The sequence below is a fragment of the Pseudonocardia kujensis genome (assembly GCF_021283305.1).
Taxonomy (GTDB): domain Bacteria; phylum Actinomycetota; class Actinomycetes; order Mycobacteriales; family Pseudonocardiaceae; genus Pseudonocardia; species Pseudonocardia kujensis.
On the sequence record NZ_JAJSOK010000025.1, the window covers coordinates 59,821 to 85,194 of the forward strand.

Below are 25,374 nucleotides of genomic sequence, written 5' to 3' on the forward strand. Positions count from 1 at the left end.
CAGGCGGGTCAATCGGGGCCGATGCTGGTCGGGCGGTGCTGGTCGGGCGGCCCCGTCGGGGATGTCAGTGGCGGACGAGGTATCCGGCGTCGACGAAGTGCTTGCTGCCGGTGGTGTAGCGCGACTCGTCCGACGCCAGGAAGAGCACGGCGTTCGCGACGTCCTCGGGCTCGATGAGATCCACCGGCAGCGAGTTGGTGGCGCGGAACGCCGCCATGGCCTCGTCCTGGCCGACCTCACCCACGCCCGGCTTGAACAGCTGCCAGGTCGCCTGGTTGTCCACCATCGCCGTCCGCACCGCCGTGGGGTGAACCGTGTTGACCCTGATGGACTCTGGGGCGAGCTCGTTGGCCAAGGCCTCGGCCAGGCCGATCACCCCGTGCTTGCTGGCGCTGTAGTGCGAGGTGCCACCGGAACCGCGGATGCCCAGGTTCGAGCTTGTGATGATCACGGAACCGCCACGGCCTCCGGCGAGGACGTGCGGGACCGCAGCCTTCACCGTCGCCCACACGCCCGTGAGGTTGACGTCGATGGTCGTCTGCCACTGTTCGCGGGACAGTTCCCACGTCCGGCCCTGTGGGGCGAAGATCCCGGCGTTGCAGACGACGATGTCGAGGCGACCCAGCTCGGCGACCCCGGCGTCGACCGCCGCGGTCAAGGCCGCGAGGTCGCGAACATCGGCGACGGCGCTCACGATGCGGCGGTCGTGCTTCTCCACCTGTCGGACGGTCTCCGCGAGGTCCTGCTCGGTCGCACCCCGGCAGATCGCCTCCATGCCGTCGATCGTCGCGCAGGCGTCGACGGCGATGATGTCAGCGCCCTCCTCGGCCAGGCGTACGGCCTCCGCGCGGCCCTGCCCGCGTGCCGCACCAGTGATGAGAGCTACCTTGCCCTCGACTCGCTGACTCATGACGTTTCCCTTCTCCGCTCCGAGAGGACCCGGTCAGCCTGCGCGGGGAGGACGGATCGGCGGTGTTCGGATTTCTGACGGCGCGAGCGTCAGAAACTTGAACGGTCGGCGCTGCGCGGCTGGCCCAAGCTGATCGCACGCCCCGCGCCGCCCCCGGAGAGCGCGGGCCTCGACGAGGAGGAGACACATGTCCCGGATGAAGTTCGGCACCTTCATGGCGCCCTTCCACTGCCCGGCCGGTCAGGACCCGGTCTCGGCCTACCAGCGTGACCTGGAGGTCCTGCAGCACATGGACCGCCTCGGCTTCGACGAGGCGTGGATCGGCGAGCACCACTCCTGCGGCAACGAGCTCATCCCGGACCCGTTCATGTTCATCACCTGGGCCGGCCCGCAGACCCGCAACATCAAGCTCGGCACCGGTGTCGTCTCGCTGCCCTACCACAATCCGCTGTGGACGGCCGATCGCGCGCTGTTCGCCGACAACCTGTTGCGCGGTCGGTTCATGCTCGGCCTCGGCCCGGGTGCCCTGCCCACCGACGCCACCATGATCGGGATCTCGATGGAGGAGCAGCGCGGCGCGTTCGAGGAGGACGTCGACGTGCTGATGGCGCTGCTGCGGGGCGAGACGGTCACGGCGAAGACCCCGCGCTACACCTTGCAGGACGCTCGCACACAGTACGGCGCCTACAGCGACTTCGACATCGTGTGTGCGGCGATCGCCTCGCCGACCGGGCCTCGTGCCGCGTCGAAGAACGGCGTCGGGCTGCTCTCGGTCGGGGCGACCGCCAAGGGCGGGTTCGACTCGCTGGCGCTGCACTGGGACGTCATGCAGGAGCGCGGCGCCGAGTTCGGCAACCCCCCACGGCGCGACCAGTGGCGCCTCGTCGGCCCGATGCACCTCGCCGAGACCAAGGAGCAAGCGATCGAGGACGTCCGCCACGGCCTCGACGACTGGGCCGACTACACCCAGCACGTCCTCGCCGCCCCGCATTTCCGTGCCGCCGGCGCGACGTTCGAGGAGCGGGTGGCCTGGGTGAACGAGACCGGGCTGGGCGTCATCGGGACCATCGACGACGCCATCGCGCAGATCGAGCGCCTCGCCACGCAGTCCGGTGGCTTCGGCTCCTACCTGCTGCTCCACCACGAATGGGCCCGGCCGGAGGCGACGCTGAAGAGCTACGAGCTGTTCGCCCGCCACGTCAAGCCACGCTTCCAGGGCACCACCGACCGGCTCGAGAAGGCCGTGGCCTACGCGCGGTCCCGGTGGGAGGAGCTCGACCAGCGGCAGGCCGACGCCATCCAGGCCGCCACCGATCGTCACTCTGCCCAGAAGACCGCCGCCGCGCAGTCCGGCGTCGAGACGACGCGAGGCTGACTGTGACGACGCTGCCCGAATCGGACCGGGTGGCACCGGCCACCCCGACCGCGCGCACACTGCCCTGGTGGGGCTTCGGCCTCGCGAACGTCGCCGTCGTGCTCGTCCTGGCCATCGCCTCCTGGTGGCTGCTGGTAGACCCCCGGTGGAGCGCGATCGGGGCCTACCCGCAGCCGTTCACAGCGGCATTGTTCTGGACGATCATCAGCGTGGTCTGGGTGGCCTTCACCTGCGCCTGGACCGGCCCGAGCCAGCTCGGGCAGCCTGTCCGTGGCCTCGTCGGCATCGCGCTCACCCTCGTCCTCGGGATCGGGATTACCGCGCTGCTGGCCTACGGCTGGGGCAGGGTCGACCCGAGCTTCGCGGCGGCGCGTGAGGGCGGAGCCGGGTTCGCCACGGGCAACCTGATCGTGCTGTTCGCCTTCTTCTTCTACGTGATGGCCGTGCTGAACTGGGGCCAGGCACCGTGGGCGGGCCGACTGAACCAGCCCTGGCTGGGACTTGCCGAGCTCGGCGCGCTGGTCCTGCCCACGCTGGTCGTCTACGGCGTCTTCGCCCTGCCGGGGCTGGCGGTGTGGGGTGACCAGACAGCGGCCTGGTTCTCGACGACCACTCTCATCGGATGGTTCTACTGTCTGATCGTCGCCGCCGTCATGACCGGCCTGCTGACTGAGAACCTGCCCTGGAAGCTCGTCGGGTCCCCCGGGCGCGTCGTGCTGGCGTCGCTGGTCGGCAACGTCGTGCTCGGGCTCGTCCTGTTCGTCGTACTCCGAGGGCTGGCCACCGTCTTGATGGGCTCGAGCAATGCCGCGCTCATCGGTGACGCGTTGTCCTCGCACGCAGCCGAACTGGGAGTGTGCTGGGTGTTCTGGATGATCGCCTGGGCCAACGTGTTCGGCAACCGGCCGACCAACCGCGGCACCACGATCAACGTACTGGTGCGCGTTGTCGGCACCCTGGTCCTCGCCATGGCCACGTACGTCGTCTACTACTTCGTCCTGGCCGGCCCGGTGCTCCACGAGCCACAGGTCGCTGGGGCGATGCATGGTGACGCCCTCGGCTTCATGGACTGGATGATCCTCTGGCTTCTCTGGTACGTGCTGTTCCTGGGTTCCTGGGGTCTCCCCAAGGCGCGAGAGGCCGAGACCACGGCCGTTCAATAATCGAACAACCCCCGCCGCCCGGGCCGACTACAGTCGAGCGATCGTCGACCAACGTCGGTCCGTTAGCGGTATGAGAACACGCAGCGCCTGGGAGCGGTTTCAGGCCGAGGGCGAGAGCAGCAACGGGGCCCTCGAGGTCCGTTCAGAGATCCTCACCTCCTGGCGTCGCTCGCAGCTCAGCGGTGTCGATCCACTCGAGCTGAGCCTGCCCCACTTCGAGATCGACACCGACACACGATTCGCTCGCGCTGCTCGCCCCGTGCTCGAGGCCGTCTGCGACGAGATGACCGACAGCGGCTTGTGCCTGGCGATCACCGACCGCAACGGTCGCGTCCTCTGGAGCTGGGCGCCGAACCCCACCCTGCGGCGCGGCCTCGACGATCTCGAACTCCACCAAGGCTTCTCCTTCGACGAGGAGATCGCAGGCACCAACGGCCTGGGAACAGCGCTGGAGACGGGACGCCCGGTCACGGTCCGCGGCGAAGAGCACTTCAAGGAGGCGTTCCACTCCTTCACCTGCGTGGCGGCACCGGTGATCCACCCGGTGACCGCTCGCACGGTCGGCGCCGTGAACATCACGTGCCTTGTCGGGGACACCCACCCTGTGCTCACCAGCACCGTGGTGACACTGGTCCGAGAGGTGCGAGAAGCGCTCCTCGCCGCCTCCGGCGAGCGCGAACGCCGACTCCTCGACGTCTTCCTCGCCACCAACGTCCGACGTGGCGCAGCGGTCGCCACCCTCAACGCCGACGTCCTCATCACCAACGATGCCGCCGCCGAACTTCGCCTGGACCATCGACAGGTCTGGGCCCGCATCCTCGAAGCGTCACCGGGCGACGAGATGATCGAGCTGCCCGGCCTCGAGGGCTGGACCGCGCGGCTGCGCCTGCTGACCGAGCAGAGGAAGACGACAGGAGCGATCCTCCTCCTCGACCCGCTGCATCAGCCGGCTCCGATTGCGGACTCCCCGGTTCCCGCGGCTCCGAAGGCCTCGCCGAAGATGGCCAAGGCGCTTGCTCGTAGCCTGGAGATCAACGGCGCCGCCGTACTCCGGGGCGAGGCAGGCAGCGGAAAGCGAACCGCAGCCCGCCACACCCTCCAACGCGAGGGGCAACCGGCACTTGCCACTTTCGACCCGGCAGACCTCGCCGTCACCGACTTCAGGGCCTGGTGCAGGGAGTTCGCCGCCGCGCTCGCTGCGTCGACACCGATCCTGCTGTCGCGCATCGACGCGCTCTCAGCCGATCAGGTTCCCACCGTGGCCGCCCTTACTCGCCCGCGTCGAGCAGCGTGCATCGATCGTCGCGACCTGGGACGCCAACCCCACCGATGCCGCGCCGCCGCACCTGTCCACCCTGACGGACGCCCTCGGCGGCGCCGTCGTCGAGGTCCCTCCACTTTGGCGCCGGCTCAATGAGCTGCGGCTCTCTCGTCGACACACTCGTCGACCCGGCCCATCGACCGGTGCCGCAGGCGATGCAGCTTCTCGAGGAACATCACTGGCCGGGCAACGTCGCCGAACTCGCAACCGTCCTGCACAGCGCGGCCACTGCCGCAGGCGAGGGGCCAATCCGTCGGGACCACCTGCCCACTTACGTTCGGACCGGACGCTCGCTCACTCCGCTTGAGCAAGCGGAGGCCGCCGTCATCGCAGAGGTGTTGGCCTCGACCGGCGGGAACAAGACCGAGGCGGCAAAGCAGCTCGGAATCGCCCGCCCCACCTTGTACGCGAAGATCCGGTCGTACCGGCTCTGAGCACGACCCGAACTGACCGGTTCTCAGGCCCCCTCGGGGCCTGACCCCAGTTCCTGGACACGCTGATCCCCGCACCGCGGGGAAGGCGAGATGGTCCACGATCATGGCCCGCAAGAACTACTCCGACGAGTTCTGTGGGCCGGCCGTCGAGTTGTACGAGCCCCCTCCGGGTGCGACGGTGCGCGGCATCGCCGAGGACCTGGGCATCAAGCTGGGCACCCTGCGCGGGTGGCTCGAGCGGCTCGGCACCGGCCGCAAGACCGCCGCGGACGGCACCCCGGCCCCCAGCCCACTCACACCCTGCCCCCCCGCCTCGGCCCCGTGCCGGAGGTGGGCCCGAGGTCGGCGGGCCGGAGACTACGAGCAGCGCCTGGCCCGTCTGGAGGCCGAGAACGCCGCGCTGCGCGCGGAGCGCGCCAAGCTCGTCACCCGAGCAGACCACGATCGAAGCGTCGACGTCGATAACCAGTACGTCCAGGTCACGGCCGGCGACCCGCACCGGCGGGAACGCCCGCCCGTGGGTCTCGGCGTGCTGGGCCCACACGATCTCCCGAGCCCTGGCCCGCGCCGAGGCCACCGCCGCGAGGGCGGCATCGTCGAGCCGGTCGAGCAGCCGCCAGCACGTCGAGTCCGACGCCACCGGCCCGAACAACGCAGCCTGATCCGCCAGCACCGCGATCTCGGAGATCGTGGTCGCGCCGTCGGCCACCGCCACGGCCACATGGATCAGCACCCTTCCCGGGTCATGCCGGGCGCGCGGGCGACGCAACCCGCCCAGCGCCTCGGACAGCTCGCCGGTCAAGGTGGTCCGGTCTGCGACATCGGCCAGCAGTCGCGACCCTGCATGCGAGACCACCCCGGCCCCGTCCGCGGTCACGACGATCTTCGGACGGGTGGTTGTAGCCTGCACCTGGAAAGTGCCTCCTCGACCTGGCGGACATGGCCCTCGACAAGCCCTGTCCTACCTGGTCACGAGGCACTTTCTTCTTTCGGGGTCACCTAACCGCCGCTCACTCGTGAAGAGCCGGGGCTAGAAGTTGTGTCCGCACACAATCTTATTGGGTGGCCAACCAAGCCGTTGACGTCCTGACCGGGACATGCGTAGTCTACCAATACGTAAGTTAACTTTCACTAGATGAAAGTTGCGGGACACTGGATTAGCTGTCGCTCTAGTGACCGCTTCGACCGCGTAGGAGGCCGTCAGTCGCTCCGTCGACTACCGCTAGACCCGCTGAGGCGGCAGCTTCAGGTAACCAGTCTCTCTGCACCGAGCGACGCGGAATCGGGACGCCGGGGGCGTGTTCGGCGAAGCGCACCTTGACGACTTAGGTGATCGCGACCAGTGGCCTCGTCACGGGCCGAGACGCATTGCGCCGCAGTGAACTGAGCAACGGAAGGAGCCAGATGGGCACGGAAGAATTGTGGCAGATTCCTGCAACGCGGCTGGCCGTGATGATTCGGGCCCGGGAGGTTTCACCGGTAGAAGTTGTCGAGGCCGTCGTTACGCGAATCAGTCAGTTCAACTACATGCTGAACGCATACGTCGACGTGCACGCTGACCGCGCTCTGGCTCAGGCGAGGGCCGCGGAGGCTGCCATCGTTGCGGGGGAACCGCTCGGACCTCTCCACGGTTTGCCTGTGTCGATCAAAGACAATATTTGGTATAAGGGCGACGTCGCCGCCTCGGGTTCGCGCGTGTTGAAAGACTTTATCGCCACTGCCGACTCGCCGACGGTGCTTCGACTTCGCGCGGCTGGCGCAATCGTTATTGGGCGCACCAGCATGCCCGAGTTCGCCTGGCGAGGGACGACCGACAATCCGTTGCACGGTGAGTGCAGCAACCCATGGGATACCTCGATGACGGCCGGTGGATCGAGTGGTGGTGCGGCCGCGGCGGTCGCTGGTGGTATGGGGCCGCTCTCGGTGGGGTCTGATGGGGCCGGATCCATTCGCATTCCGGCAAGCTTCTGCGGCATCGTTGGTCTCAAGCCGACCTTCGGGCATGTGGCGCATTATCCCGCCCTTGGCGGCAGCGAACTGCTGGCCCACGTCGGGCCAATGACTCGCACCGTTGACGATTGCGGCCTGCTGTACCGCGCGATCCGCGGCTACGACAGGCGCGATCCGCTGTCGACGCTCGACCCCTCGCGCGGTGAAGACACGCTGTTGGCCGGGACGAGTGGCCTGCGGGTCGCCTGGGCCGCACACCTCGCCGACGTACCGGTCGAGCACGAGGTGCTGGAGATCGTCACACGAGCAGTGCGTGCCTTGTCGGGCCTGGTGCTGACCGTGGAAGAGGCTACGCCGAACCTGGACTCGATAGGCGAGCTGCTCGACACCCTCTATGGCGTGGCCCAGGCGGGCGGTCACGCAAGCCGCCCCGCGGAGCAGAAAGCGCTGATGGACCCGGAGCTCGTGGCGTACGCCGAGGCTCACCAGGGGATCAGCGGGGTCGACTATGTCGCGGCGGTGAAACTGCGGCAACAAAACGTGGCAATTCTGAACGAATTCTTCACTGAGTTCGATCTCCTCCTCACGCCCACGGTCGGATTGCCGGCATTTGGGCTCGGTGCAGTGAATCCGTCGGCGGTCGCGGGTCGCAACGTCGGCCATCTCGCCTGGGCGCCGTGTTACCCATTCAACTTCTCCGGTCAGCCGGCAATCTCCGTACCGGCAGGGCAGACCACGCAGGGTCTGCCTGTCGGCCTTCAGATTGTGGGACGCCGGCACGAGGACGCCACCGTCTTAGCCCTGGCTGCAGCTTTCGAGCGCCTCCAGCCGTGGGCCGACCGCTGGCCACCAATGCAACTCGCGATCGATCGCGACCCAACCTTCTCCGATTCCGAAATAGTCGCGCGAGCCGAAGGTGAATGACTAATGCAAGAGCTGCACCCGGTCGGTAACCAACTGCTGTTCGAGAACGAACAGGTGCGTGTCTGGCAGGTCGACTTGGATGGCGGCGAGGAATTGCCGTTGCACCAGCACGAGGTGCCCTATCTGGTTATGCACCAGACCGACGGTCATCTGGGTGTGGCAGACGCCGACGGCTCGCGGGAGCGGGATGTCACCGGCAATTCGTTCGAGTGGCACCCGGTAGGTGAGCTGCATGCGCTGACGAACCTCGGCGCCGATCGATATCGTAACATTCTGGTTGAGATCCGGCCCGCGGTGATCACCCGAGACGGGGGGATCTCAATCGCGGAGGTCCGTCATGAGATCCCCTGACGCGCCAGTGGTCCAGTCCGCTCTGCGAGTGCTGAAAGCTCTGGAATACTTGTGCCGGGCGTCGCAGGCGGTGTCCCTAGAAGAACTGGCGAGGGAGCTCTCGGTCGCACAGCCGACCGCATATCGGATTGCAAATACCTTGATCGCTACCGGATACGCGCGGGTGAATGGCTTTCACGGCGGATATGTCGCGACCCTTAAGGTGATGGAGCTGAGCTCGCAGGTGTATAGCACGTTCGATTTGCGCGGCGAAGCGCGGAACGCCTTTCGGTCTGTCGGCATGCAATTCGGCGAAACAATCACCGTTGCCCAGGCAGACGGATTTGAGGTGGTGTTCGTCGATAAGATTCGAGCTGGTGCCAGCCTGGCGTTCTACTGTCATATCGGCCGGCGTTTGCCGTTACATATCGGCGCCGCTGCGAGGTGCATCCTGGCGCACCTCGACGACGATGAGTTGGAGGAGTACCTCGGCGGTGAGCTGACGGCGCGCACTTCCGCGACGCACACCTCGCCCGCGGTGCTGCGAGCGCTGCGTACTCAGGCTCTTGAGGACGGTTACGTTCTAAGCGTCGACGAAGTTGACATAGGCGTCTCCGCGATCGCGGTTCCCCTGATGGACCGCGGTCGCGTCCTTGGTGCTGCGGCGATCGCCAACACGTCGACGGCGTGGACACCGGAAGACCGTGCCGATCGGGTCAGGGCGATGAAGACGGCGGCTGCCGCCATGTTCGGGACGGTCGCGAGCGGGAGGGGGGCGTTGTGAGCGGCGGTCAGATCATTGACGACTGTTTGTACACCGTAGGGCCTGACACACCGCACGTCGTTACGGTGTCGCCTGGCGAGGTGTTCTCGCTGTGCAGCCCTGACGCGTCGGGTAACCAATTGCGCCCGGGCGTCGCGTACGACGCGATCGATCCTGCGCGCCTCTTTCCGGTGGCCGGCCCGGTCGGAATCGCCGGTGTCGGGATCGGTGACGCAGTGGGCGTTGCGGTCGTCGACGTGCGTCCCTCCTCTCGCGGTCATGTCTGGACGAGGCCTGGCCTCGGCTTTCGGAATCCCGGTTGGCTGGCTGTTCGCGTCTTCAATACGGAGACGCTGTCGACCGGCGGCGCGAACGCGCGGACGGTGCCGTCGCGCCTTCATCTCGGAGCCTTGGGTGTGCTGCCGGCGAGGACCGCGCCACCACGAACTCTTGGTCTCCATGGAGGCAACCTTGATGTGCCGTTCCTCGGTCCGGGGGCGATGTTGTGGGCACCGGCCGCTGTGCCCGGCGGTGGAGTGTTCTGCGGCGACGTGCACGCTGCGATCGGCGATGGCGAGCTGTGCGGCACTGGTATCGAGGTAGAAGCAGAAGTCGACCTCGTCGCCACCAAGCTCGCCTCTTGGCAGCTCCTGCAGCCTGTGGTCATGACGAATGAACGGTGCTGGGTAGTTGGCATCGGCTCGAACGTCGAGGACGCCATCGCCTCCGTCCTTCCTGTGGCGATCACAGCAGTTCGCGAAGCGTTGGGTGAGAGCGAAGATCAGGCCTACCTCATCGCGTCGTTGATGCTCGAGATCAAGGTCTGCCAGCTCGTGAACCCGCTGACGAGCGTGGCGATTTCTCTAGGTGCGGGATTGGACCGGCACCTAGCGCCCGAAGCGGCGTGGCTTGCTTACCAGGGCCTCGTTCCCGCACCGCGAGACGAAGAATGCACAAAGTGACCCCTGAGCTGCCGCAAACCGCGGCCCACGGTGAGACCGCAACGACGAGAAACGAGAGGTAGATCGGGAATGCCTTCAACTGAACGGACAATGCATATCTCGATGGCGATCACGCAGCCGGACAGCCTCGGTAGTTGGCGGCGAGAGGTCAGTAAGGCGGCGGAGTTCGCTTCTTTGGACTACTGGGTCAAGATCGCACAGATTGCCGAACGCGGCAAGCTCGATTCGTTATTCATCGCCGATGCTCCCGAGGCTGACATGGATGCCCTCCGGACCCGTCAGGTACCGAAGCTGGAGCCCATCGTCCTGCTGTCCGCGCTCGCGACGCAGACTAGCAACATTGGGTTGGTGGGCACGGCCTCTACGAGCTACAGCGAGCCATACACACTGGCCAGGCAGTTCGCGGCTCTCGACCACATCAGTGGTGGCCGTGCGGGATGGAACATCGTTACCTCGTTCCTTGGGACCCGGAACTACGGCGTGCCGTTGGCCGCCCAGCCGGATCGGTACGCCAGGGCGCAGGAGTTCATCGAGGTCGCTACCGCGCTCTGGGATTCCTGGGCCGACGACGCCGTAGTTGTGGATAAGGCGGCCGGGATCTTCGTCGACGACACCAAGGTCCACCCAATCAATCATTCGGGCGCGTACTTCAGCGTCGAGGGCCCACTGGACATCAGCCGCTCTCCGCAGGGTCACCCAGTCCTGGTCCAGGCGGGAGCGTCTGCAACAGGGCGGGACTTCGCCTCTCGCCATGCTGAGATGATCTTCGGTGCGGCGCCAAACATCGAGTCGGCACAGGAGTTCTACGGGGACATGCACCGGCGGATCGCTGCGGTCGGCCGGAACCCGGATCAGGTGACCATCCTGCCCGGTTGCAGCCCCTACATCGGCTCGACGGAGGAAGAGGCGCATCGCATCCGTGAGGAGGCGCTTTCCCTCATCGACTTCGACCACGGTCTGGTGACCTTGCAGAAGCACATGGGGAACATCGACCTGTCCGGTCTGGACCTCGACGAGTCGATCCCGCCAGACCGGTTGCCAGCGGACACGTCGGTGCTCATCGACCGACAGAGCCGTCCGCAGCTGTACAAGGACCTAGCCCTGGCCCCGGGCTCCACCCTTCGTCGGATGATCGAGGTGTGTTTGTCCCATAACGGGCACTGGAACCTGGTCGGCTCACCTGAGCAGATCGCCGACTCGTTACAGGAGTGGTTCACGAACGGGGCCTGCGACGGGATCAACCTGTTGCCCGCGCACACCCCTGATGGTATCGAGATCTTCGTCGACGAGGTGATCCCCATCCTGCAACGCCGCGGCCTGTTCCGGACCGACTACGAGGGCAGCACGCTGCGTGACCACCTCGGACTGGAGCGGCCCGATGCGCGCTGACGCCCTATTAGGGGCTCGCCGGTCGAGCGGTACTCGCGGGACCGATGGGAGGCGCGATCACCGACCCGGTGTTGTTCCCGCCCTGGACGCGGCCGTCGACCACGGTCTAGCGGTTTGACGTGCGGCTGAGCGTGACGTTCTCCATCAGAGCGGCCCTCACCCTGAACTCGGTGTGTTCGGTGTCACCACCGGATAGCGCGGCCCCACGGCTAAGGCGCTTCCTTGCACAGGTCCACGCTGGACGTCGCTGTCGTGGACGGCAGGTTCAATTCACTACCGCCCGACCCGGTCCGTCGATCGCGGCGGTGCCCACGAACCTGTGCGGCCTCCCTCCGAGCGTACTACGTACAGGTGGGAACCAATGGCTTAGCCGCTGTCCAGATCGGGACCGGGCAGTTCGGCAGGTTCCTGGGCCGTACCTCTTCGGCTGGCTCGCGGCTGTCACCTCGTTGTCGAGCGTCGGGTTCACGATCTTCGCGATCGTCCTGCTCGCCGAGGCGGGGCCGCCCGGTGCCTCCTACGGTCCTTCCGCGAGGCGTGTCGCCCCGCCTTCCCGACATCGAACGCTTCGACGTCGGCCAACCGACGGGAGCTCAGCGACAGGAGAGTCCTCGGGAGGTCGAGTCGGGGTCTAGTGGCTGACGGGCCCCACTGCTCGTGACACCCGACTGCCCGGCTCCGGCCAGGTTGTTCTGCACGACCCAGACCCTGCTTCGAGAGAGGTTAACAATGGATTCTCGTGTCGATGAGCGTCGCAGGATGTCGCGTCGCGCCGCGATCGCCGGCGCCGCAGGAACGACGGTCGAGTACTACGACTACAGCGTCTTTGCCTATCTGGCGGTGACGCTGGTGCCCATATTTCTGCCGACCCACGGGTTCGGTTCCGGAATCCTGACGATCCTGGCCATCTACGGTGCAGGGTTCGCGGCGCGGCCGCTGGGCGGCATCGTGTTCGGGGTGCTCGGCGACCGCCTCGGCCGCCGGAAGATCATGCTGGTGACGGTTAGCATGACGGGCGTCGCGACGCTCGCCGTCGGGCTGCTGCCCACGTACCAGGCTATCGGTCCGGCCGCGCCGATCCTGCTCACGGCGCTGCGGCTGATCCAGGGCTTCGCCGCCGGCGGTGAGGCGCCGGGGTCGGCGACCTACGTCGCCGAATCCGCGCCCGACGCCAAGCGCGGGTTCCACGGGTCGGCCACGAACATCGGCATCAGCCTCGGTCTCGGGCTGGCAGCGACGTCGGTCGGCGTGGTGATCGGCCTGTGCAGCGCGGAGCAGATGGCGAGTTGGGGATGGCGGATCCCGTTCCTGCTCGCGCTGCCCCTGCTCTTGGCGACCCTGTACTACCGGCTCAAGATTGAGGACTCGCCGCTGTTCCAGGAGATGCTCGCCGGGCGCCGCCGAGCGAAAGCGCCGATCGCCGTTGTGCTCACGCACCATCGAGCGGCGTTCCTGAAGGTCTTCGGGGTCACGTTCGGCTGGTCGATCGCGAGCCTCGGGGTGGGCGCCTACACCGTCGTCCACTACGGCACCCTAGGCTATAAGCTGTCGGCCACGATTTGGATCGGCGTGCTGATGGCGCTGGTCCTCATCCCGTTCACCCTTTTGTCGGGCGCGCTGTCCGACCGGTTCGGACGACGCCGGTTGCTTTTCGCGGGGTTCATCGGGTCGCTGGTCCTTTCGCTGCCGTGCTTCCTGCTCATGCAGCAGGGAAGCTTCGCGCTGGCCCTCGTCGCGGGGGTCGTCTTCAACATCCCCGCGGGCGTCGTCATGGGTGCGTCCTTCGCCGCGTACACCGAGCAGTTCCCGACGGAGGTGCGCCTCACCGGGGTGTCCCTCGGTTTCAACCTCGCGTCCGTGCTCGGCACGTCTCAGGTGAACTTCGTCGCGGGCTGGCTGGTCGCGACGACCGGTAGCACGCTGGGCCCGGCCTACTATGCGATGGCCGGCGCGGTCGTCGCGCTGATCGCGACCGCCACCATCCGGGAGGGCGCGCGGGAGAGCCTGCGCCCCGCGACGGCGGCGAACGAGTCTCGCCAACCCGACGCCGAGGACGGGCTGGGAGATCCGGTCGCCGGGTGAAGCGGAAGGGCATGGCCGAGTTCGAAACGGTGATCTGGGGCGGCACGATCGCTGACGGGACCGGCGCCCCCAGCAGACCACGACGTCGCGATCAGGTCGAGAACGACCGTGCAGGTCGGCTGGGTGACAGGTCGCGGTGCGCGCGAGGTCAACGCGCGCCGAGCGGTTGTCGGCGTCAACGTCGTTCGCCCCTGCTTCGCTGCCGGCGCCCCACATCGCCCCTCCTTACAACGGCGGCGAGCACAAGCACGAATCGGTCCTTCGGAGAACGGGTTCAGGCTGGAAGTGAGAGCCTTGTGCCAACCTGAGTCGATCCCGCCGGAGAGTGTGCACCGCATTGATGGTCGGAGTCGACATCGTTCGTCCTCGCTTCGCTGCGCTCCACGTTGGCCCCTCCTCACAACGGCGCCGAGAAAGGGCGCGGATAGGTCCCTCAGAAACTTGCGCGAGTGCAGGTCGATGACGGTCGCGATGGAGGCCCAGCCGTCCACCGTCGCGACGTAGAAGATGTCGCCGCACCAGCGGGTGTCGGGGGTCTCGGCGGTGAAGTCGCGCCCGATCAGGTCCGGGGCGTCGATGGGCCGCAGACCTGCCACGGTCGTGCGTCGTCAGGCCCTCGGGTGGCGTCGTTGCAGGTCGGCGGCCCGCATGAGGCGCCAGACCCGCTTGCGGGCGACCCGGTAGCCGCGCACGACCAGTTCGGCCCAGGCTCGCCGCACGCCGGGGTGCCCGTGCCGGTCGGGGTGGATGCCTCGGATGGCATCGGAGAGCTCGGCGTCGGTGCGCTCGCGTTCGCTCGGCCCGGCGGCGCGCCACCGGTAGTAGCCCTGGCGGGCCACGCCGAGCTGGGCGCACATGAACGTGACCGGGTACTCGCCTTCGTCGGCCCAGTCCGCGATCGCCGCGTACTTCACGGCTGTTCTTTCGCGAACCAGACCGCCTACTATTTTTGCGAAGTCCCGCTCCATCCGCAGCGTCGCGTTCTCCTTGCGGAGTCGTTCCAACTTGTCGGTCTTGGCCCCCACGTCCATGCCGGGGGTATCGGCGTGCACGAGATGCTGCGACCGGGGTCTCCGGCCGCGCCCGGGCTCCGGAATTGCGGCGTACCCGGTCCCACGCCACTACGAGGAACGCCGGGTCATAGACAAGGTTATACAGATCATCAGACCGACGGTCCGAGTGTTCGGCCGCCGCCCATCGGTGCAGGTTGCGCTGCATCCGCCGTACCGCAGCCGAGCCTCATCGAGGTCGGGCCACGACGCGCCGATATTCACCGGCGGCCTCCGGCGGCATCGCGTTCCCTGCGAATCCGCTGGGCCCCTTCGCCATGTGACCGGCTTGCCCGGTCTCGGACTACTACGGGTCCTCCGCCCCCACGCGGCGGCATCAGCCGACGACGGGCCTTCCCGTCCGGCGGCTGGGCGCCGCCGGGATCGGGGACCACCGCGCGGGTTCCCACGTTCAGTGCAGAACCGCTCGACGAGCTTGGTGCCCAGCTATGCCCCTTAGGGCGCCCCGTTGATCTCGGACCATGACCACCAAAAAGTGCTCTGATCCGAAAGGTGACGGCATGTCCCGCAAGTATCGACAGTTCAGTCCTAAATTCAAGGATGAGGCTGTCCGGCTGGTAATCGAGGCTTCGCGGCCGATCGCTCAGGTCGCCTGCGAACTTGGCATCAACGAGGGGACCCTGCGGACCAGCGCTCCACGTCACCGGTCGTCGGTCCGGGTCTCGATGGCGTCGGCGTTGGCCCGTAGCCAGTTCAGCAGCGGCGCCAGGGCCGCTGCGGCACCGGCACCGAGCGGGCTGAGGGCGTAGCTGACCTGCGGTGGGGTGTCGTCGGTGACGGTCCGCGTGAGCAGCCCGTCGTCGAGGAGCGTGCGCAGGGTGGCCGACAGCATGCGATCGCTGATTCCGTCGAGGCTCGCCCGGAGCCGGGTGTAGCGCAATGGACCGTCGGCGAGGGCGTGCAGAGTCAGCACGGCGAGCCGGACCCCGGTCTGCTGCGCGATCGATGCCAGCTGATGCGGAAGCTGGGCAGCGGCCCGAGGATGCTCGCGAGCGTCGCGTAGACCGCGAAGTCGTACCACTCGAGCAGGTTGCCGACGGCGATCGCGACGACCGCCCGACGGCGGCCGGTGGTGCTGACGGTGGTGGTGGTGCCGGTCGGGGCGCTGCCGAGCTGGTCGGCGACGGCCGTGGTGTCCGGCTCGGCGCTCTCGGCGGGAAGGGTCACGGTGGAGCTCCTTTGCTCGCACGGGGAATCAGGTGGTGGTGCGGGTGGTGCCGGTCAGCGGGTCGAGGGCCTCCTCACGGTCACGGACGGGGCCGGGGGTCCCGGCCGAGGACGTCCCGGGCAATGATGATCTTCTGGATCTGCGGGGTGCCGTCGCCGATCTGGTAGCCGGAGACGTCGCGCAGCAGGGACTGCAGCGGCATCTCGTCCGACCAGCCGACCTGGCCGTGCAGGACGACGGCCTCCTGGATCGCGGCGAAAGCCACCCGCGGGGCCCACCACTTGAGCATCGCGGCCTGGGTGGTGTGCGGCAGGCCCGCCATCCGGAGCCCGATCGTCTGGTAGGCCAGCGCCCGGACGGCGGCAAGGTAGGTGGTGTGCTCGGCGATCGGGAAGGAGACGCCCTGGTTCGCCGCCAGCGGCCGGCCGAACGCCGTCCGTTCCCGGACGTAGGCCGAGGCCGCGTCGAGCGCACGCTGGGCCGCGCCGATACAGGTCAGCGCGATCAGGGTGCGGCTGAGGTCGAACTCGGCCATGATCCGGCCGAACCCCGTGCCGGGAGCGGCGAGCACGCGATCGTCGGGGACGACGGTGCCGTCCATCGTCACCGATCCACGGCCCAGCGGTTTGAAGCCGGGATCGGTGAACCGCTGCGAGCTGACGGACGGATCGGCGCACTCCACGAGGAAGCAGCCGATCCCCCGCGCCCCGAGGGCCGGATCGGTCTGGGCGAGGACCACCGCGATGTCGGCGTGCGGGGCCTGGGTGACCGAGGTCTTCTCCCCGGTCAGGACCCACCCGCCGTCGACCCGGACCGCCTTGGTCCGCAGCGCCGCGGCGTCCGAGCCGGTGCCCGGCTCGGTCACCGCCCAGCAGCCGAGCGCCTCGCCGACCGCCACCGGCCGTACCCACCGCCGGATCGCCGCCGACTGCTGCTCGGCCAGCAGCGAGACCAGGCTGTTGGTCGCGAAGAGGACGTAGCCCAGGTTGGGGTCGGCGTAGCCGACCTCCTCGCAGGCCAGCGCCAGCGCCAGCAGGTCGGCCCCCTGCCCGCCGTGCTCCTCGGCGAGCGTCAGGTCGATGAGGCCCGCGTCGGCGAGCGTCCGCAGCTCCCGATGGGGGAAGTCCGTGGACGCGGCCCGTACGTGGTAGCCGTCGAGCAGCTCGGTGCGGGCGAGGGCCCGCACGGTGTCCCGGAAGGCGAGATGGTCCTCGTCGAGGACGAAGGCGTTGTGCAGCACGAGTCGTCCCCGGCGGTCAGCGGGCGTGGGTCGCGCGCAGCGCCTTCTTGTCGATCTTGCCGACCCCGGTGGTTGGGAGCTCGGTGACCACCTCCACCCGCTTCGGCGCCTGGTGGGCACCCTTGCGGACCTTCACCAGGGCCGTGAGCGCGGCCGCGTCGATCTCCGCACCGCGCCGGGGGACGACGAAGGCGGTGACCGCCTCGCCCCACTTCTCGTCCGGCAGCCCGACGACCGCGGCCTGCGACACGGACTCGTGCCCGGTGAGGACGTCCTCGATCTCGCGGGGGTACACGTTGAACCCGCCCGTGACGATCATGTCCTTCTTGCGGTCGACGATGTGGAAGAAGCCGCCCGCGTCGCGAACGCCCACGTCGCCGGTGCGCAGCCAGCCGTCGCGCAGCGCCTCGGCGGTCTCCTGGTCGCGCTTCCAGTACCCGCTCATCACCGCGCGGGTGCGGACGCCGATCTCGCCGACCTCGCCGTCGGGCAGGGGGGTGCCGGCCTCGTCGATGATCTCGACGCGCACGCCCGCCGCCGCCCGCCCGCAGGAGGTGAGCAGATCCGGCCTGCCCACCGGGTCGTGCTCGTCCTTGCGCAGGCTGGTGCTCATGCCGATGCACTCGGTCTGCCCGTAGACCTGCATCATCACCGGGCCGAAGGCCTCCTGCGCCTCCACCAGCCGGGCCGGGGTCATCGGGGCGGCGCCGTAGCACAGCGTCTCGATCGAGGACGTGTCCCGGGCGGCCGGATCGGCCTTGTCGAGCATCGTGTAGAGCATCGTGGGGACGACGAACGCGTAGTTGACCCGCTCGGCCTCGACCGCCGCGAGCCAGCGCTCGGGGTCGAAGCCCTGCTGCAGCACGACCGTCCCACCACGGGCCAGGACCGGCACCACGGGCAGCATCGCCACGTGGGTGATCGGGGAGGACGCCAGGTAGACGGGCCGCTCGGGAAGCCCCCAGGAGATCGTGAGCGACTGCACCTGCTGGGCCAGGGCGCGGTGCGAGAGCATCGCGCCCTTCGGCCGGCCCGTCGTCCCGCCCGTGTACTGCAGCCACGTGGTGGCCTCGTCGTCGACCCCGGCCGCGCGCAGCCGGCGCGCCCCGGTGGCCGCACAGAGCGCGAGCAGGTCCGGCCCGACCTCGGACGGCCCGATGCCGAGCACGTGCTTGACCGAGCCTGCCCGGCTCGCCACCTCCGCGGCCGTCGCGGCGAACGCGGGATGCACGACGAGCATCTCGATCTCCGCGTCCTCGCAGAGACCGACGTGGTCGTCGACGGAGGCCAGCGGGTGCAGCCCGGAGTAGCGGGCGCCGGCGAGGAAGGCCGCCGCCTGCACCACGAACACCTCGGGCGCGTTGGGGGCGAGGACGGCGACCCCGACGCCCGGGCCGACGCCGTGGTCGACGAGCACCTGCCCGACGCGCCCGACGAGGTCGGCGAGCTCGGCGTAGGTCATCCGCCGGTCGCCGTGGACGAACGCCTCGCGCGTCGGATAGCGCGTCAGGGCCTCGACGATCACGTCGGTGTAGGAGGGTCCCACCGCGAACGGCGGGAGGGCTGACGAACCGGGAACGGGAGCCACGTTGCTCTCCCCTCTCCGCGCTGCGCCGGGGGCGGCGGGCGCCTCGGGACGGTGTGGGCCACAATCTTGACTTGTCAGTTAGTATTATGCAAGCCTCGGTCCGGAGTCACCCCGACGGAAGGCACGATCGATGACTTCGACCCTGACCAGCGCGGTGCTGCAGGAGCGCCGCGGCCCTGCGCTGTGGCTGCGGCTCAACCGGCCCGAGGTGTTCAACGGTCTCAACCAGGACGTGCTCGACGGGCTCACCGCCGGTCTCGACGCCGCCGACGCCGATCCCGAGGTGCGGGTGGTCGTGCTCGCCGCCGAGGGCAAGGCCTTCTGCGCCGGCGCCGACCTCGCCTACGCCCGGTCCCTCGCCGAGGCCCCCGTCCCGCCCGGCGCCGCCAGCGCGGCCAACGAGTTCCTGCGCCGCGGGCGCCTCGTCTTCGACCGGATCGAGTCGTTCCGCAAGCCGGTGATCGCGGCGGTCAACGGCGTGACCGTCGGCGGCGGCCTCGAGCTGGTCCTGGCCTGCGACCTCGCCGTCGCCTCCCGCACCGCGAAGATCGGCGACGGCCACGCCGTCTACGGGCAGATCCCCGGCGGCGGCGCCTCGGTCCGGCTCGTCCGCAGGCTGGGCCTCGCCACGGCGAAGCACCTCATGTTCACCGGCGAGCTCCATCCCGCCGAGCGCTTCCTCGGCACCGACCTGCTGGCCGACGTCGTGGAGCCGGACGAGCTGGTTCCCGCCGTCGACGCGCTCTGCGCGGTGATCGCCGGCCGCAGCCCGGTCGGCCTCGCAGCGATGAAGACCCTGGCCAACGCGGCGCAGGACACCCCGCTGCCGGTCGCCGTCACCCGCGAGCTCGAGCTCTCGGCCCTGCACGAGCGCAGCGCGGACTGGCGCGAGGGCATCACCGCCTTCGCCGAGAAGCGCACCCCCGAATTCCCCGGCCGATAGGAGAGAGCCCGAATGAACGTGTTGGACATGACCGGGCGCGTGGCGCTGGTGACCGGCGCAGGCCAGGGCGTCGGGCGGCAGGTCGCCCTGCACATCGCCGGGCACGGCGGTGCCGTCGTGGTGAACGACTTCCACCTCGACCGCGCCGAGGCGGTCGCCGCGGAGATCACCGAGGCCGGCGGCCAGGCGATCGGGCTGCGCTGCGACGTCACCGACCTCGACGAGGTCACCGAGATGGTCGCCCGCGGCAGCGCCGAGCTCGGGCCGGTCGACGTGCTCGTCAACAACGCCGGCAACGCCGGACCGGCCGACGACCCCCTGGCGCACAACCCGCCGTTCTGGGAGACCGGACCCAAGGACTGGGAGCCCTGGATCGCCACCAACTTCTTCGGCGTCCTCAACTCGTGCCGCGCCGCGCTGCCCGGGATGGTCGAGCGCGGCTACGGCCGCATCGTCTCCGTCATCTCCGACGCCGGCCGGACCGGTGAACCCCACCTCGCCGTCTATGGCGGGGCGAAGGCCGGTGCGGCCGGCTTCTCCCGCGGGCTGGCCAAGTCCGTGGGGCGGCACGGCATCACCGTCAACTGCGTGTCGCTGTCCACCATCAACACCCCCGGCGTGGCCTCGGTGATCGCCGACCCGCAGCTGGCCCGCGCCATGCTGCGCAGCTACGTGATCCGCCGGTTCGGCGAGCCCTCCGACGCGGCCAACGCCGTGCTGTTCCTCGCCTCCGACGCGGCCGCCTGGGTGACCGGGCAGACCTACCCGGTCAACGGCGGCTACGCGATCACGCCGTGAGCGGCCTCCCGCTGGCCGGCTACCGCGTCGTCAGCCTCGCGGAGCAGTACCCGGGCCCGTTCGCGACGCTGATCCTCGGCGACCTCGGCGCCGACGTCGTGCAGGTCGAGCGCCCGCAGGGCGGGGATCCCTCGCGGATCTTCCCCGGGCACCACGCCGCGCTCAACCGCGGCAAGCGGTCCGTCGCGCTGGACCTCAAGACCACGGAGGGGTTCGACGCCTGCCGGGCCCTGGTCGAGGGGGCGGACGTGCTCCTGGAGGGGTTCCGGCCCGGTGTGCTCACCCGGCTGGGCCTCGACCCGGCGGAGCTGGCCGAGCGGAACCCGGGCCTGGTCGTCGTCTCGGTGTCGGGCTTCGGGCAGCACGGGCCCTACCGGGACCGGCCGGTGCACGACCTGTCGTTCCAGGCGGTGGCGGGCCTGCTCGACCCGGACGCCCCGGTGGTCCCCCGGGTCGCACTGGCCGACGTGGCCGCGGGCCTGTTCTCCGCGGTCGCCGCGCTGACCGGGCTCGCCGGGCGCGTGCACAGCGGCAGGGGCGGGCACTACGACGTCGGGATGTTCGACGCGCTCCTGTCGTTCGTGGCGACCCGGCTCGTGCCGGTCGCGAACGGGATGGCCCCGGACGGCCTCGGCGGAGACCCCGGCTACGGGTTGTTCGCGACCGCCGACGGCCGCTGGATCTCGCTGTCCATCGCCTTCGAGGACCACTTCTGGCAGGCGCTGTGCGGCGTCCTCGGTCTCGGATCGCTCGGCGGGGTCCGCGCCCCGGAGCGGATCGCCCGCCGCGACGAGATCCGCGCGCTGCTCGCGGAGCGGATCGCGGCCGAGCCGCTGGCGCACTGGGAGGAGGTCCTGCCCGCGGCCGGGATCGCCTACGCCGCGGTGCAGGGTCTCGCCGATCTCGTCACGGACCCCCACGTTCAGGCCCGCGGGCTGCTGCAGGAGGTCGGCGGCCTGCGCCACCTGCGCCAGCCCCTCGTCGTCGACGGGTCGGCGCCCGGACCGCGCAGCGCCGTCCCCGCCCTCGGCGAGCACACCGCCGAGGTGCTGCGCGAGGCGGGCGTGGCCGAGAAGACGGTGGCCGCGAACGTGGCGAGACTCACCGGGCAGTATTAGCGCTATGGCACGGGAACGGGCGACCGACACCACCGCACTCGTCGCGGCGGCGGCCGAGGTGTTCCGCCGCAAAGGCTACCGGAACGCGACGATCGACGACATCGCCGAGGCCGCGGGGATCTCCCGGCCCACGGTCTACAGGTACACCAAGAGCAAGCAGCAGCTCCTCGACCTGATGGTCGAGGAGATCACCACGGTCCTCGGCGCAGGCCTGGACGAGGTCCTGCACAGCACCGCGTCGCCAGAGGCCCGGCTCCGCCGGATGATCGCCGTGCACATCGAGGCCGCGGCGGCCAACCGGACCTTCTACGCCATCGTGTTCAGCGAGGAGGTCGAGCTGTCCGAGCACGGACGGGCCACGTTCCGCGCCTGGGCGCACGAGCGCACCAAGGACTTCCGCGTGCTGCTCGACGACTGCGTCCCGCCGGACAGCGCCATCGACACCACGATCGCCGCCAACCTCGTGCTGTCGATGCTCGCGACCCTCTACCGTTGGTACGACCCCGCGGGCCCGGTCGAGCCTGCCGAGCTGTCCCAGCAGATCGAGCGGGTCCTCGGGGCCCTGTTCACCCGTTGACCGCTGTCGGCGCGCCCCGCACGACCTGCACCCATCCCTCCAGGAGACACCCGTGAAACCAGCCCTGTCGGGCCGCACGATCGTCATGTCCGGCGGCAGCCGGGGAATCGGCCTCGCCATCGCCGTGGCGGCCGCCCGCCAGGGTGCGAACGCCGTCCTGCTCGCCAAGACCGACCAGCCCGATCCCCGGCTGCCCGGCACGGTGCACACCGCCGTGGCCGAGATCGAAGCGGCCGGCGGCCAGGCGGTCGCGGTGGTCGGGGACGTCCGCGTCGAGGAGGACGTCGAGCGGGCGGTGGCCACGGCCGTCGAGCGCTTCGGCGGGGTCGACGTCGTCGTGAACAACGCCAGCGCGCTGAACCTGTCGGGGACCGAGGAGCTCCCGGTCAAGCGGTTCGACCTCATGCAGCAGATCAACTCGCGGGGGACGTTCCTGCTGACCCGCGCCGCAGTGCCGCACCTGCGCAAGTCCGACCGGCCGCGCGTGCTGACCCTGTCCCCGCCGCTCAACCTCGCGCCGCACTGGCTCGGCAAGTTCCCCGCGTACATGCTGTCCAAGTACGGCATGACGCTGCTGACGCTGGGCTGGGCGGCCGAGTTCGCCGACGAGGGCATCGCCGCGAACTGCCTGTGGCCGCAGACCACGATCGCCACCGCCGCCGTGGTCAACCTGCTCGGCGGCGAGGAGGCGGGCTCCCGGGCCCGCTCGCCGGAGATCATGGCCGACGCCGCGCTCGCGGTCCTCGGCCTGCCGGCGGAGCGGACCGGCGAGACGTTCATCGACGTCGACGTCCTGGCCGAGGCCGGGATCACCGACCTCTCGCCCTACAGCAACGGGGACGAGCTCGAGCTGGACCTCTTCGTCGACCCCCGCTGACCCGCGGCGCGGTGCCCTCCCACGCACGGCGGGAAGGGCACCGCGGCCGCAGGCCGGCCTACACCCCCAGCTTGGCGCGGACGCAGCCCAGCTGGCCGAGGGCGGCCAGGTGCAGGCTCCGCTCCCGGTCCGGCTCCCGGGTCGCGGCCTTCGCCCACGCGAGCGCGGTGCGCGGGGCGCGGGCCAGGGCCTCGGCGTAGGCCGTCGCCTCCGGCCCGACCGCCTCGGCCGGCACCGCCCGCAGTGCCAGCCCGAGCTCCTCGGCCTCCTTGCCGGTGAAGGCACGGGCGGTGAGGATCAGGTCCAGGGCCTTCTCGAGCCCGAGCAGGCGCGGCAGGTCGGCCGTCGCCCCGAGGTCCGGGACCACGCCGAGGCCGACCTCGGCGACGGCGAGCGTCGCGTCGTCCGCCACGAAGCGGACGTCACAGGCCAGGGCGAGCTGCAGGCCGGCCCCGATCGCGACCCCGTGCACGGCGGCGACCACCGGGAACGGTGCCTCTGCGATCCACCCGAAGGCGTGCTGTGCCTCGGCGATCAACGCCTGCGCCGCCGCGTCGGCGGCTCCGGCGACCCGGTGCAGGAACCCTCCGGGTTCGAGCTCCGCCAGGTCCAGCCCGGAGCTGAACGACGGCCCCTCGCCCAGGAGGACGGCCGCCCGGACGTCTTGGTCGGCGGACAGCTGGGCACCGGCGGCGTGCAGCTCCGCCCAGAGCTGCGGACCCTGCGCGTTGTGCCGCTCGGGGCGGGCGAGGACGATCCGGGCGACGGGCCCGGACCGCTCGACCCTCAGCACGCTCACGCCGCTCCCACGATCGTCACCGAGGCGGCGGCGGCGTCGGGACCGATGTAGCCCCCGGCGTTCTCCGCGAGCCCGATGCGCGCTCCCTCGACCTGCCGCGCCCCGCACCGCCCGCGGACCTGGTCGACGAGCTCCACGAGCTGGCCGAGCCCGGTCGCGCCGACCGGATGCCCCTTGCTGCCGAGGCCCCCGCTGGGGTTGATCGGCAGGGCGCCCCCGAGGGTCGTGGTCCCGTCGCGCAGCAGGGCCGGGGCCTCGCCCGGCTTGCAGAGCCCGAGCTCCTCCATGACGATCAGCTCGGCGGGGGAGGCGGCGTCGTGGCACTCCACCACGTCGAGGTCCTCGGGCCCCAGCCCGGCCATCGCGTAGGCGCGGCGGGCGGTGTCCGGCACGAGCTCGCCGTAGACGCCGGGGCGGGCCGCCCCGATCACCGTGGCCAGCAGCCGCACCGGCTCCGCGCCCCAGCGGGCGGCGATCTCGGGCGTGGTGATCACCGCGGCGGCGGCGCCGTCGGACATCGGCGCGCACATCGGCAGCGTCAGGTCACCGCTGATCGCGCGGGCGCCCAGCACCTCCTCGACGGTGAGGACGCCGCCGTACTGCGCCTTCGGGTTCAGCGCGCCGTGGGCGTGGTTCTTCACCGCTACCTGGGCGAAGTCCGCCTGCGTGGCGTCGGTCCGCTCGCGGTACCAGCGCGCGAAGCGGGCGTAGATGTCCATGAACACCGAGCCGGTGCCGGCATCGCCGAGGTCGGCCTTGATCTCGTCGAGCCGGTCCTGGTCCAGGGCCGCGGTCATCACCGCGAACGCCCGGCTCTTGTCCACGTGGTTGAGCTTCTCGGCGCCGATCGCGACGGCGACGTCGACCTGGCCCGCCGCGACGGCCAGCCACGCCTGGTTGACGGCCGTGGACCCGGACGCGCAGGCGTTCTCGACATTGATCAGCGGGATGCCTTCCAGGCCGCTGCCGCGCACGGCGTGCTGCCCGCGGACCGACTCCTGGCCGTGGATGAGCCCGGCGCCGCTGTTGCTGTAGTAGACGATCCGCGCAGCGTCCGGGGTGGCACCGGCGTCGGCGAGGGCCGCGCCGGTGGCCTCGGTGACGAGCGAGGCGAAGGTGCGGTCGAGGAAGCGCCCGAAACGGGTCATGCCCACCCCGGCGATGACGACGTCCCTCATGCCGCGGCCACCAGGGGCAGCGCCGGCGTGCCGAGCGTCGGGGCGAGGCGGTTCTGCAGGGCGACCACGCCGTCGAGCGGGCGGGCCAGGACGGTCACGGAGCGGACCCGACCCGCCTCGTCGAACGCCACGTAGTCGATGGCCTCGATCGGCTGGGTGCCGACCTTCCCGGTGAGATGCACCGCGGAGTGGTTCTCGCCGACCAGGACCTCGCCGAAGGCCAGGTCGTCGACGATGCCGCCGATCAGCCCGAGCACTCCGGCGACGGGCCCCGCCCCGACGATCGGGTCGGCGAGGATCGGGCTGTGCAGCACCGCGTCCGCGGCCAGCACCTCCCGCATCCGCTCCGGGTCTGTGCTGTGCACCGCGTCCAGGAATGCGGTGAGCGGCTCGTCGGCCATGGGTGTGGTTCCTC

25 protein-coding genes and 2 pseudogenes are annotated in these 25,374 nt (G+C 69.7%); 17 read left to right on the plus strand and 10 right to left on the minus strand.

Annotated elements, in window-relative coordinates; translation table 11 throughout:
• Nucleotides 1-64: 64 nt before the first annotated feature.
• Entirely contained in the window at nt 65-910 is an 846-nt protein-coding gene (locus LWC35_RS18950) for a mycofactocin-coupled SDR family oxidoreductase (RefSeq protein ID WP_232871484.1), read from the minus strand.
• A 187-nt stretch (nt 911-1,097) separates the two neighbouring features.
• Between LWC35_RS18950 and LWC35_RS18955 the strand changes: the two genes are divergently transcribed.
• From LWC35_RS18955 to LWC35_RS18975, 5 genes and pseudogenes are all read left to right on the plus strand, one after another.
• A complete protein-coding gene (locus LWC35_RS18955; protein WP_232871485.1) occupies nt 1,098-2,285 on the plus strand; it encodes an LLM class flavin-dependent oxidoreductase in 1,188 nt (395 codons plus the stop codon).
• A gap of 2 nt (nt 2,286-2,287) precedes the next feature.
• The gene (locus tag LWC35_RS18960) at nt 2,288-3,448 is read left to right on the plus strand and encodes a hypothetical protein (protein ID WP_232871486.1); all 1,161 of its coding nucleotides are present in this window, start codon (nt 2,288-2,290) and stop codon (nt 3,446-3,448) included.
• 70 nt (nt 3,449-3,518) lie between these two features.
• The gene (locus tag LWC35_RS18965) at nt 3,519-4,865 is read left to right on the plus strand and encodes a GAF domain-containing protein (protein ID WP_232871487.1); all 1,347 of its coding nucleotides are present in this window, start codon (nt 3,519-3,521) and stop codon (nt 4,863-4,865) included.
• Nucleotides 4,866-4,912: 47 nt separating this feature from the next.
• Nucleotides 4,913-5,203: a helix-turn-helix domain-containing protein gene (locus LWC35_RS18970; RefSeq protein WP_232871488.1), complete on the plus strand. Its 291-nt coding sequence runs from the start codon at nt 4,913-4,915 to the stop codon at nt 5,201-5,203.
• Between the two features lie 103 nt (nt 5,204-5,306).
• A pseudogene (locus tag LWC35_RS18975) lies at nt 5,307-5,642 on the plus strand (transposase); the annotation flags it as partial.
• Here LWC35_RS18975 and LWC35_RS18980 read toward each other — a convergent pair.
• Nucleotides 5,636-6,113 (minus strand): annotated as a pseudogene (locus tag LWC35_RS18980) (transposase); the annotation flags it as partial. The pseudogenes LWC35_RS18975 and LWC35_RS18980 overlap by 7 nt on opposite strands.
• Nucleotides 6,114-6,607: 494 nt before the next feature.
• Here LWC35_RS18980 and LWC35_RS18985 point away from each other — a divergent pair.
• The 6 genes from LWC35_RS18985 to LWC35_RS19010 all read left to right on the plus strand — a co-directional run bounded on the left by LWC35_RS18985 (nt 6,608) and on the right by LWC35_RS19010 (nt 13,603).
• Nucleotides 6,608-8,077, plus strand: coding sequence for an amidase (locus tag LWC35_RS18985; RefSeq protein WP_232871489.1), 1,470 nt, complete (start codon nt 6,608-6,610; stop codon nt 8,075-8,077).
• A gap of 3 nt (nt 8,078-8,080) precedes the next feature.
• A complete protein-coding gene (locus LWC35_RS18990; RefSeq protein ID WP_232871490.1) occupies nt 8,081-8,428 on the plus strand; it encodes a cupin domain-containing protein in 348 nt (115 codons plus the stop codon).
• Between the two features lie 28 nt (nt 8,429-8,456).
• On the plus strand, nt 8,457-9,191 hold the full coding sequence (locus LWC35_RS18995; protein WP_232871491.1) for an IclR family transcriptional regulator: 735 nt from the start codon (nt 8,457-8,459) through the stop codon (nt 9,189-9,191).
• Nucleotides 9,188-10,132: an acetamidase/formamidase family protein gene (locus LWC35_RS19000; RefSeq protein WP_232871492.1), complete on the plus strand. Its 945-nt coding sequence runs from the start codon at nt 9,188-9,190 to the stop codon at nt 10,130-10,132. Before LWC35_RS18995 ends, LWC35_RS19000 begins: the two co-directional genes overlap by 4 nt.
• 102 nt (nt 10,133-10,234) lie before the next feature.
• Nucleotides 10,235-11,521, plus strand: coding sequence for an LLM class flavin-dependent oxidoreductase (locus LWC35_RS19005; RefSeq protein ID WP_232871493.1), 1,287 nt, complete (start codon nt 10,235-10,237; stop codon nt 11,519-11,521).
• A gap of 759 nt (nt 11,522-12,280) precedes the next feature.
• Nucleotides 12,281-13,603, plus strand: a complete 1,323-nt coding sequence (locus LWC35_RS19010) for an MFS transporter (RefSeq protein WP_232871494.1) — start codon at nt 12,281-12,283, stop codon at nt 13,601-13,603.
• A gap of 608 nt (nt 13,604-14,211) precedes the next feature.
• Here LWC35_RS19010 and LWC35_RS19015 read toward each other — a convergent pair.
• On the minus strand, nt 14,212-14,634 hold the full coding sequence (locus tag LWC35_RS19015; RefSeq protein WP_232871495.1) for an IS3 family transposase: 423 nt from the start codon (nt 14,632-14,634) through the stop codon (nt 14,212-14,214).
• A 539-nt stretch (nt 14,635-15,173) separates the two neighbouring features.
• Here LWC35_RS19015 and LWC35_RS40990 point away from each other — a divergent pair.
• On the plus strand, nt 15,174-15,422 hold the full coding sequence (locus LWC35_RS40990) for a transposase (RefSeq protein ID WP_372463066.1): 249 nt from the start codon (nt 15,174-15,176) through the stop codon (nt 15,420-15,422).
• Here the strand turns inward: LWC35_RS40990 and LWC35_RS19020 are convergent.
• The 4 genes from LWC35_RS19020 to LWC35_RS19035 all read right to left on the minus strand — a co-directional run bounded on the left by LWC35_RS19020 (nt 15,314) and on the right by LWC35_RS19035 (nt 18,669).
• Entirely contained in the window at nt 15,314-15,586 is a 273-nt protein-coding gene (locus tag LWC35_RS19020) for a winged helix-turn-helix transcriptional regulator (RefSeq protein WP_232871496.1), read from the minus strand. The genes LWC35_RS40990 and LWC35_RS19020 overlap by 109 nt on opposite strands.
• On the minus strand, nt 15,580-15,840 hold the full coding sequence (locus LWC35_RS19025) for a hypothetical protein (protein ID WP_232871497.1): 261 nt from the start codon (nt 15,838-15,840) through the stop codon (nt 15,580-15,582). The genes LWC35_RS19020 and LWC35_RS19025 overlap by 7 nt, the downstream gene beginning before the upstream one ends.
• A gap of 80 nt (nt 15,841-15,920) precedes the next feature.
• The gene (locus LWC35_RS19030; RefSeq protein WP_232871498.1) at nt 15,921-17,081 is read right to left on the minus strand and encodes an acyl-CoA dehydrogenase family protein; all 1,161 of its coding nucleotides are present in this window, start codon (nt 17,079-17,081) and stop codon (nt 15,921-15,923) included.
• Nucleotides 17,082-17,097: 16 nt separating this feature from the next.
• A complete protein-coding gene (locus tag LWC35_RS19035; protein ID WP_232871499.1) occupies nt 17,098-18,669 on the minus strand; it encodes an AMP-binding protein in 1,572 nt (523 codons plus the stop codon).
• Between the two features lie 130 nt (nt 18,670-18,799).
• Here LWC35_RS19035 and LWC35_RS19040 point away from each other — a divergent pair, with 130 nt between their 5' ends.
• From LWC35_RS19040 to LWC35_RS19060, 5 genes are read left to right on the plus strand one after another with little or no spacing between them, the layout of a single operon-like run.
• Nucleotides 18,800-19,612: an enoyl-CoA hydratase/isomerase family protein gene (locus LWC35_RS19040; protein ID WP_232871500.1), complete on the plus strand. Its 813-nt coding sequence runs from the start codon at nt 18,800-18,802 to the stop codon at nt 19,610-19,612.
• A 12-nt stretch (nt 19,613-19,624) separates the two neighbouring features.
• Nucleotides 19,625-20,410 (plus strand): SDR family NAD(P)-dependent oxidoreductase, encoded by a 786-nt coding sequence (locus tag LWC35_RS19045; protein ID WP_232871501.1) that lies wholly within the window; start codon nt 19,625-19,627, stop codon nt 20,408-20,410.
• Complete coding sequence (locus LWC35_RS19050) at nt 20,407-21,528, plus strand: CaiB/BaiF CoA transferase family protein (RefSeq protein WP_232871502.1); 1,122 nt, start codon at nt 20,407-20,409, stop codon at nt 21,526-21,528. The genes LWC35_RS19045 and LWC35_RS19050 overlap by 4 nt, the downstream gene beginning before the upstream one ends.
• Nucleotides 21,529-21,532: 4 nt before the next feature.
• Nucleotides 21,533-22,105 carry a TetR/AcrR family transcriptional regulator gene (locus tag LWC35_RS19055; protein WP_232871503.1) on the plus strand — a complete coding sequence of 191 codons (573 nt, stop codon included), beginning with the start codon at nt 21,533-21,535 and terminating at the stop codon, nt 22,103-22,105.
• A 52-nt stretch (nt 22,106-22,157) separates the two neighbouring features.
• Complete coding sequence (locus LWC35_RS19060; RefSeq protein ID WP_308194591.1) at nt 22,158-22,982, plus strand: SDR family oxidoreductase; 825 nt, start codon at nt 22,158-22,160, stop codon at nt 22,980-22,982.
• Between the two features lie 58 nt (nt 22,983-23,040).
• Here the strand turns inward: LWC35_RS19060 and LWC35_RS19065 are convergent, their stop codons facing one another.
• Genes LWC35_RS19065 through LWC35_RS19075 form a run of 3 tightly spaced genes read right to left on the minus strand, consistent with a single transcriptional unit; the run spans nt 23,041 to nt 25,360 of the window.
• Entirely contained in the window at nt 23,041-23,781 is a 741-nt protein-coding gene (locus LWC35_RS19065; RefSeq protein WP_232871504.1) for an enoyl-CoA hydratase/isomerase family protein, read from the minus strand.
• Nucleotides 23,778-24,959: a thiolase family protein gene (locus LWC35_RS19070; RefSeq protein ID WP_232871505.1), complete on the minus strand. Its 1,182-nt coding sequence runs from the start codon at nt 24,957-24,959 to the stop codon at nt 23,778-23,780. Before LWC35_RS19070 ends, LWC35_RS19065 begins: the two co-directional genes overlap by 4 nt.
• Nucleotides 24,956-25,360 carry a nuclear transport factor 2 family protein gene (locus LWC35_RS19075; protein WP_232871506.1) on the minus strand — a complete coding sequence of 135 codons (405 nt, stop codon included), beginning with the start codon at nt 25,358-25,360 and terminating at the stop codon, nt 24,956-24,958. Before LWC35_RS19075 ends, LWC35_RS19070 begins: the two co-directional genes overlap by 4 nt.
• Nucleotides 25,361-25,374 lie beyond the last annotated feature (14 nt).

What these genes read in the sequence shown, in the direction of transcription:
- LWC35_RS19005 (WP_232871493.1), top strand. Translation starts at nt 10,235, where the DNA reads ATGGCGATCACGCAGCCGGACAGCCTCGGTAGTTGGCGGCGAGAGGTC.
- LWC35_RS19075 (WP_232871506.1), bottom strand. Translation starts at nt 25,360, where the DNA reads ATGGCCGACGAGCCGCTCACCGCATTCCTGGACGCGGTGCACAGCACA.
- LWC35_RS19070 (WP_232871505.1), bottom strand. Translation starts at nt 24,959, where the DNA reads ATGAGGGACGTCGTCATCGCCGGGGTGGGCATGACCCGTTTCGGGCGC.
- LWC35_RS18990 (WP_232871490.1), top strand. Translation starts at nt 8,081, where the DNA reads ATGCAAGAGCTGCACCCGGTCGGTAACCAACTGCTGTTCGAGAACGAA.
- LWC35_RS18950 (WP_232871484.1), bottom strand. Translation starts at nt 910, where the DNA reads ATGAGTCAGCGAGTCGAGGGCAAGGTAGCTCTCATCACTGGTGCGGCA.
- LWC35_RS18965 (WP_232871487.1), top strand. Translation starts at nt 3,519, where the DNA reads ATGAGAACACGCAGCGCCTGGGAGCGGTTTCAGGCCGAGGGCGAGAGC.
- LWC35_RS40990 (WP_372463066.1), top strand. Translation starts at nt 15,174, where the DNA reads ATGTCCCGCAAGTATCGACAGTTCAGTCCTAAATTCAAGGATGAGGCT.
- LWC35_RS19045 (WP_232871501.1), top strand. Translation starts at nt 19,625, where the DNA reads ATGAACGTGTTGGACATGACCGGGCGCGTGGCGCTGGTGACCGGCGCA.
- LWC35_RS18985 (WP_232871489.1), top strand. Translation starts at nt 6,608, where the DNA reads ATGGGCACGGAAGAATTGTGGCAGATTCCTGCAACGCGGCTGGCCGTG.
- LWC35_RS18955 (WP_232871485.1), top strand. Translation starts at nt 1,098, where the DNA reads ATGTCCCGGATGAAGTTCGGCACCTTCATGGCGCCCTTCCACTGCCCG.
- LWC35_RS19040 (WP_232871500.1), top strand. Translation starts at nt 18,800, where the DNA reads ATGACTTCGACCCTGACCAGCGCGGTGCTGCAGGAGCGCCGCGGCCCT.
- LWC35_RS19015 (WP_232871495.1), bottom strand. Translation starts at nt 14,634, where the DNA reads ATGGACGTGGGGGCCAAGACCGACAAGTTGGAACGACTCCGCAAGGAG.
- LWC35_RS19055 (WP_232871503.1), top strand. Translation starts at nt 21,533, where the DNA reads ATGGCACGGGAACGGGCGACCGACACCACCGCACTCGTCGCGGCGGCG.
- LWC35_RS19010 (WP_232871494.1), top strand. Translation starts at nt 12,281, where the DNA reads ATGTCGCGTCGCGCCGCGATCGCCGGCGCCGCAGGAACGACGGTCGAG.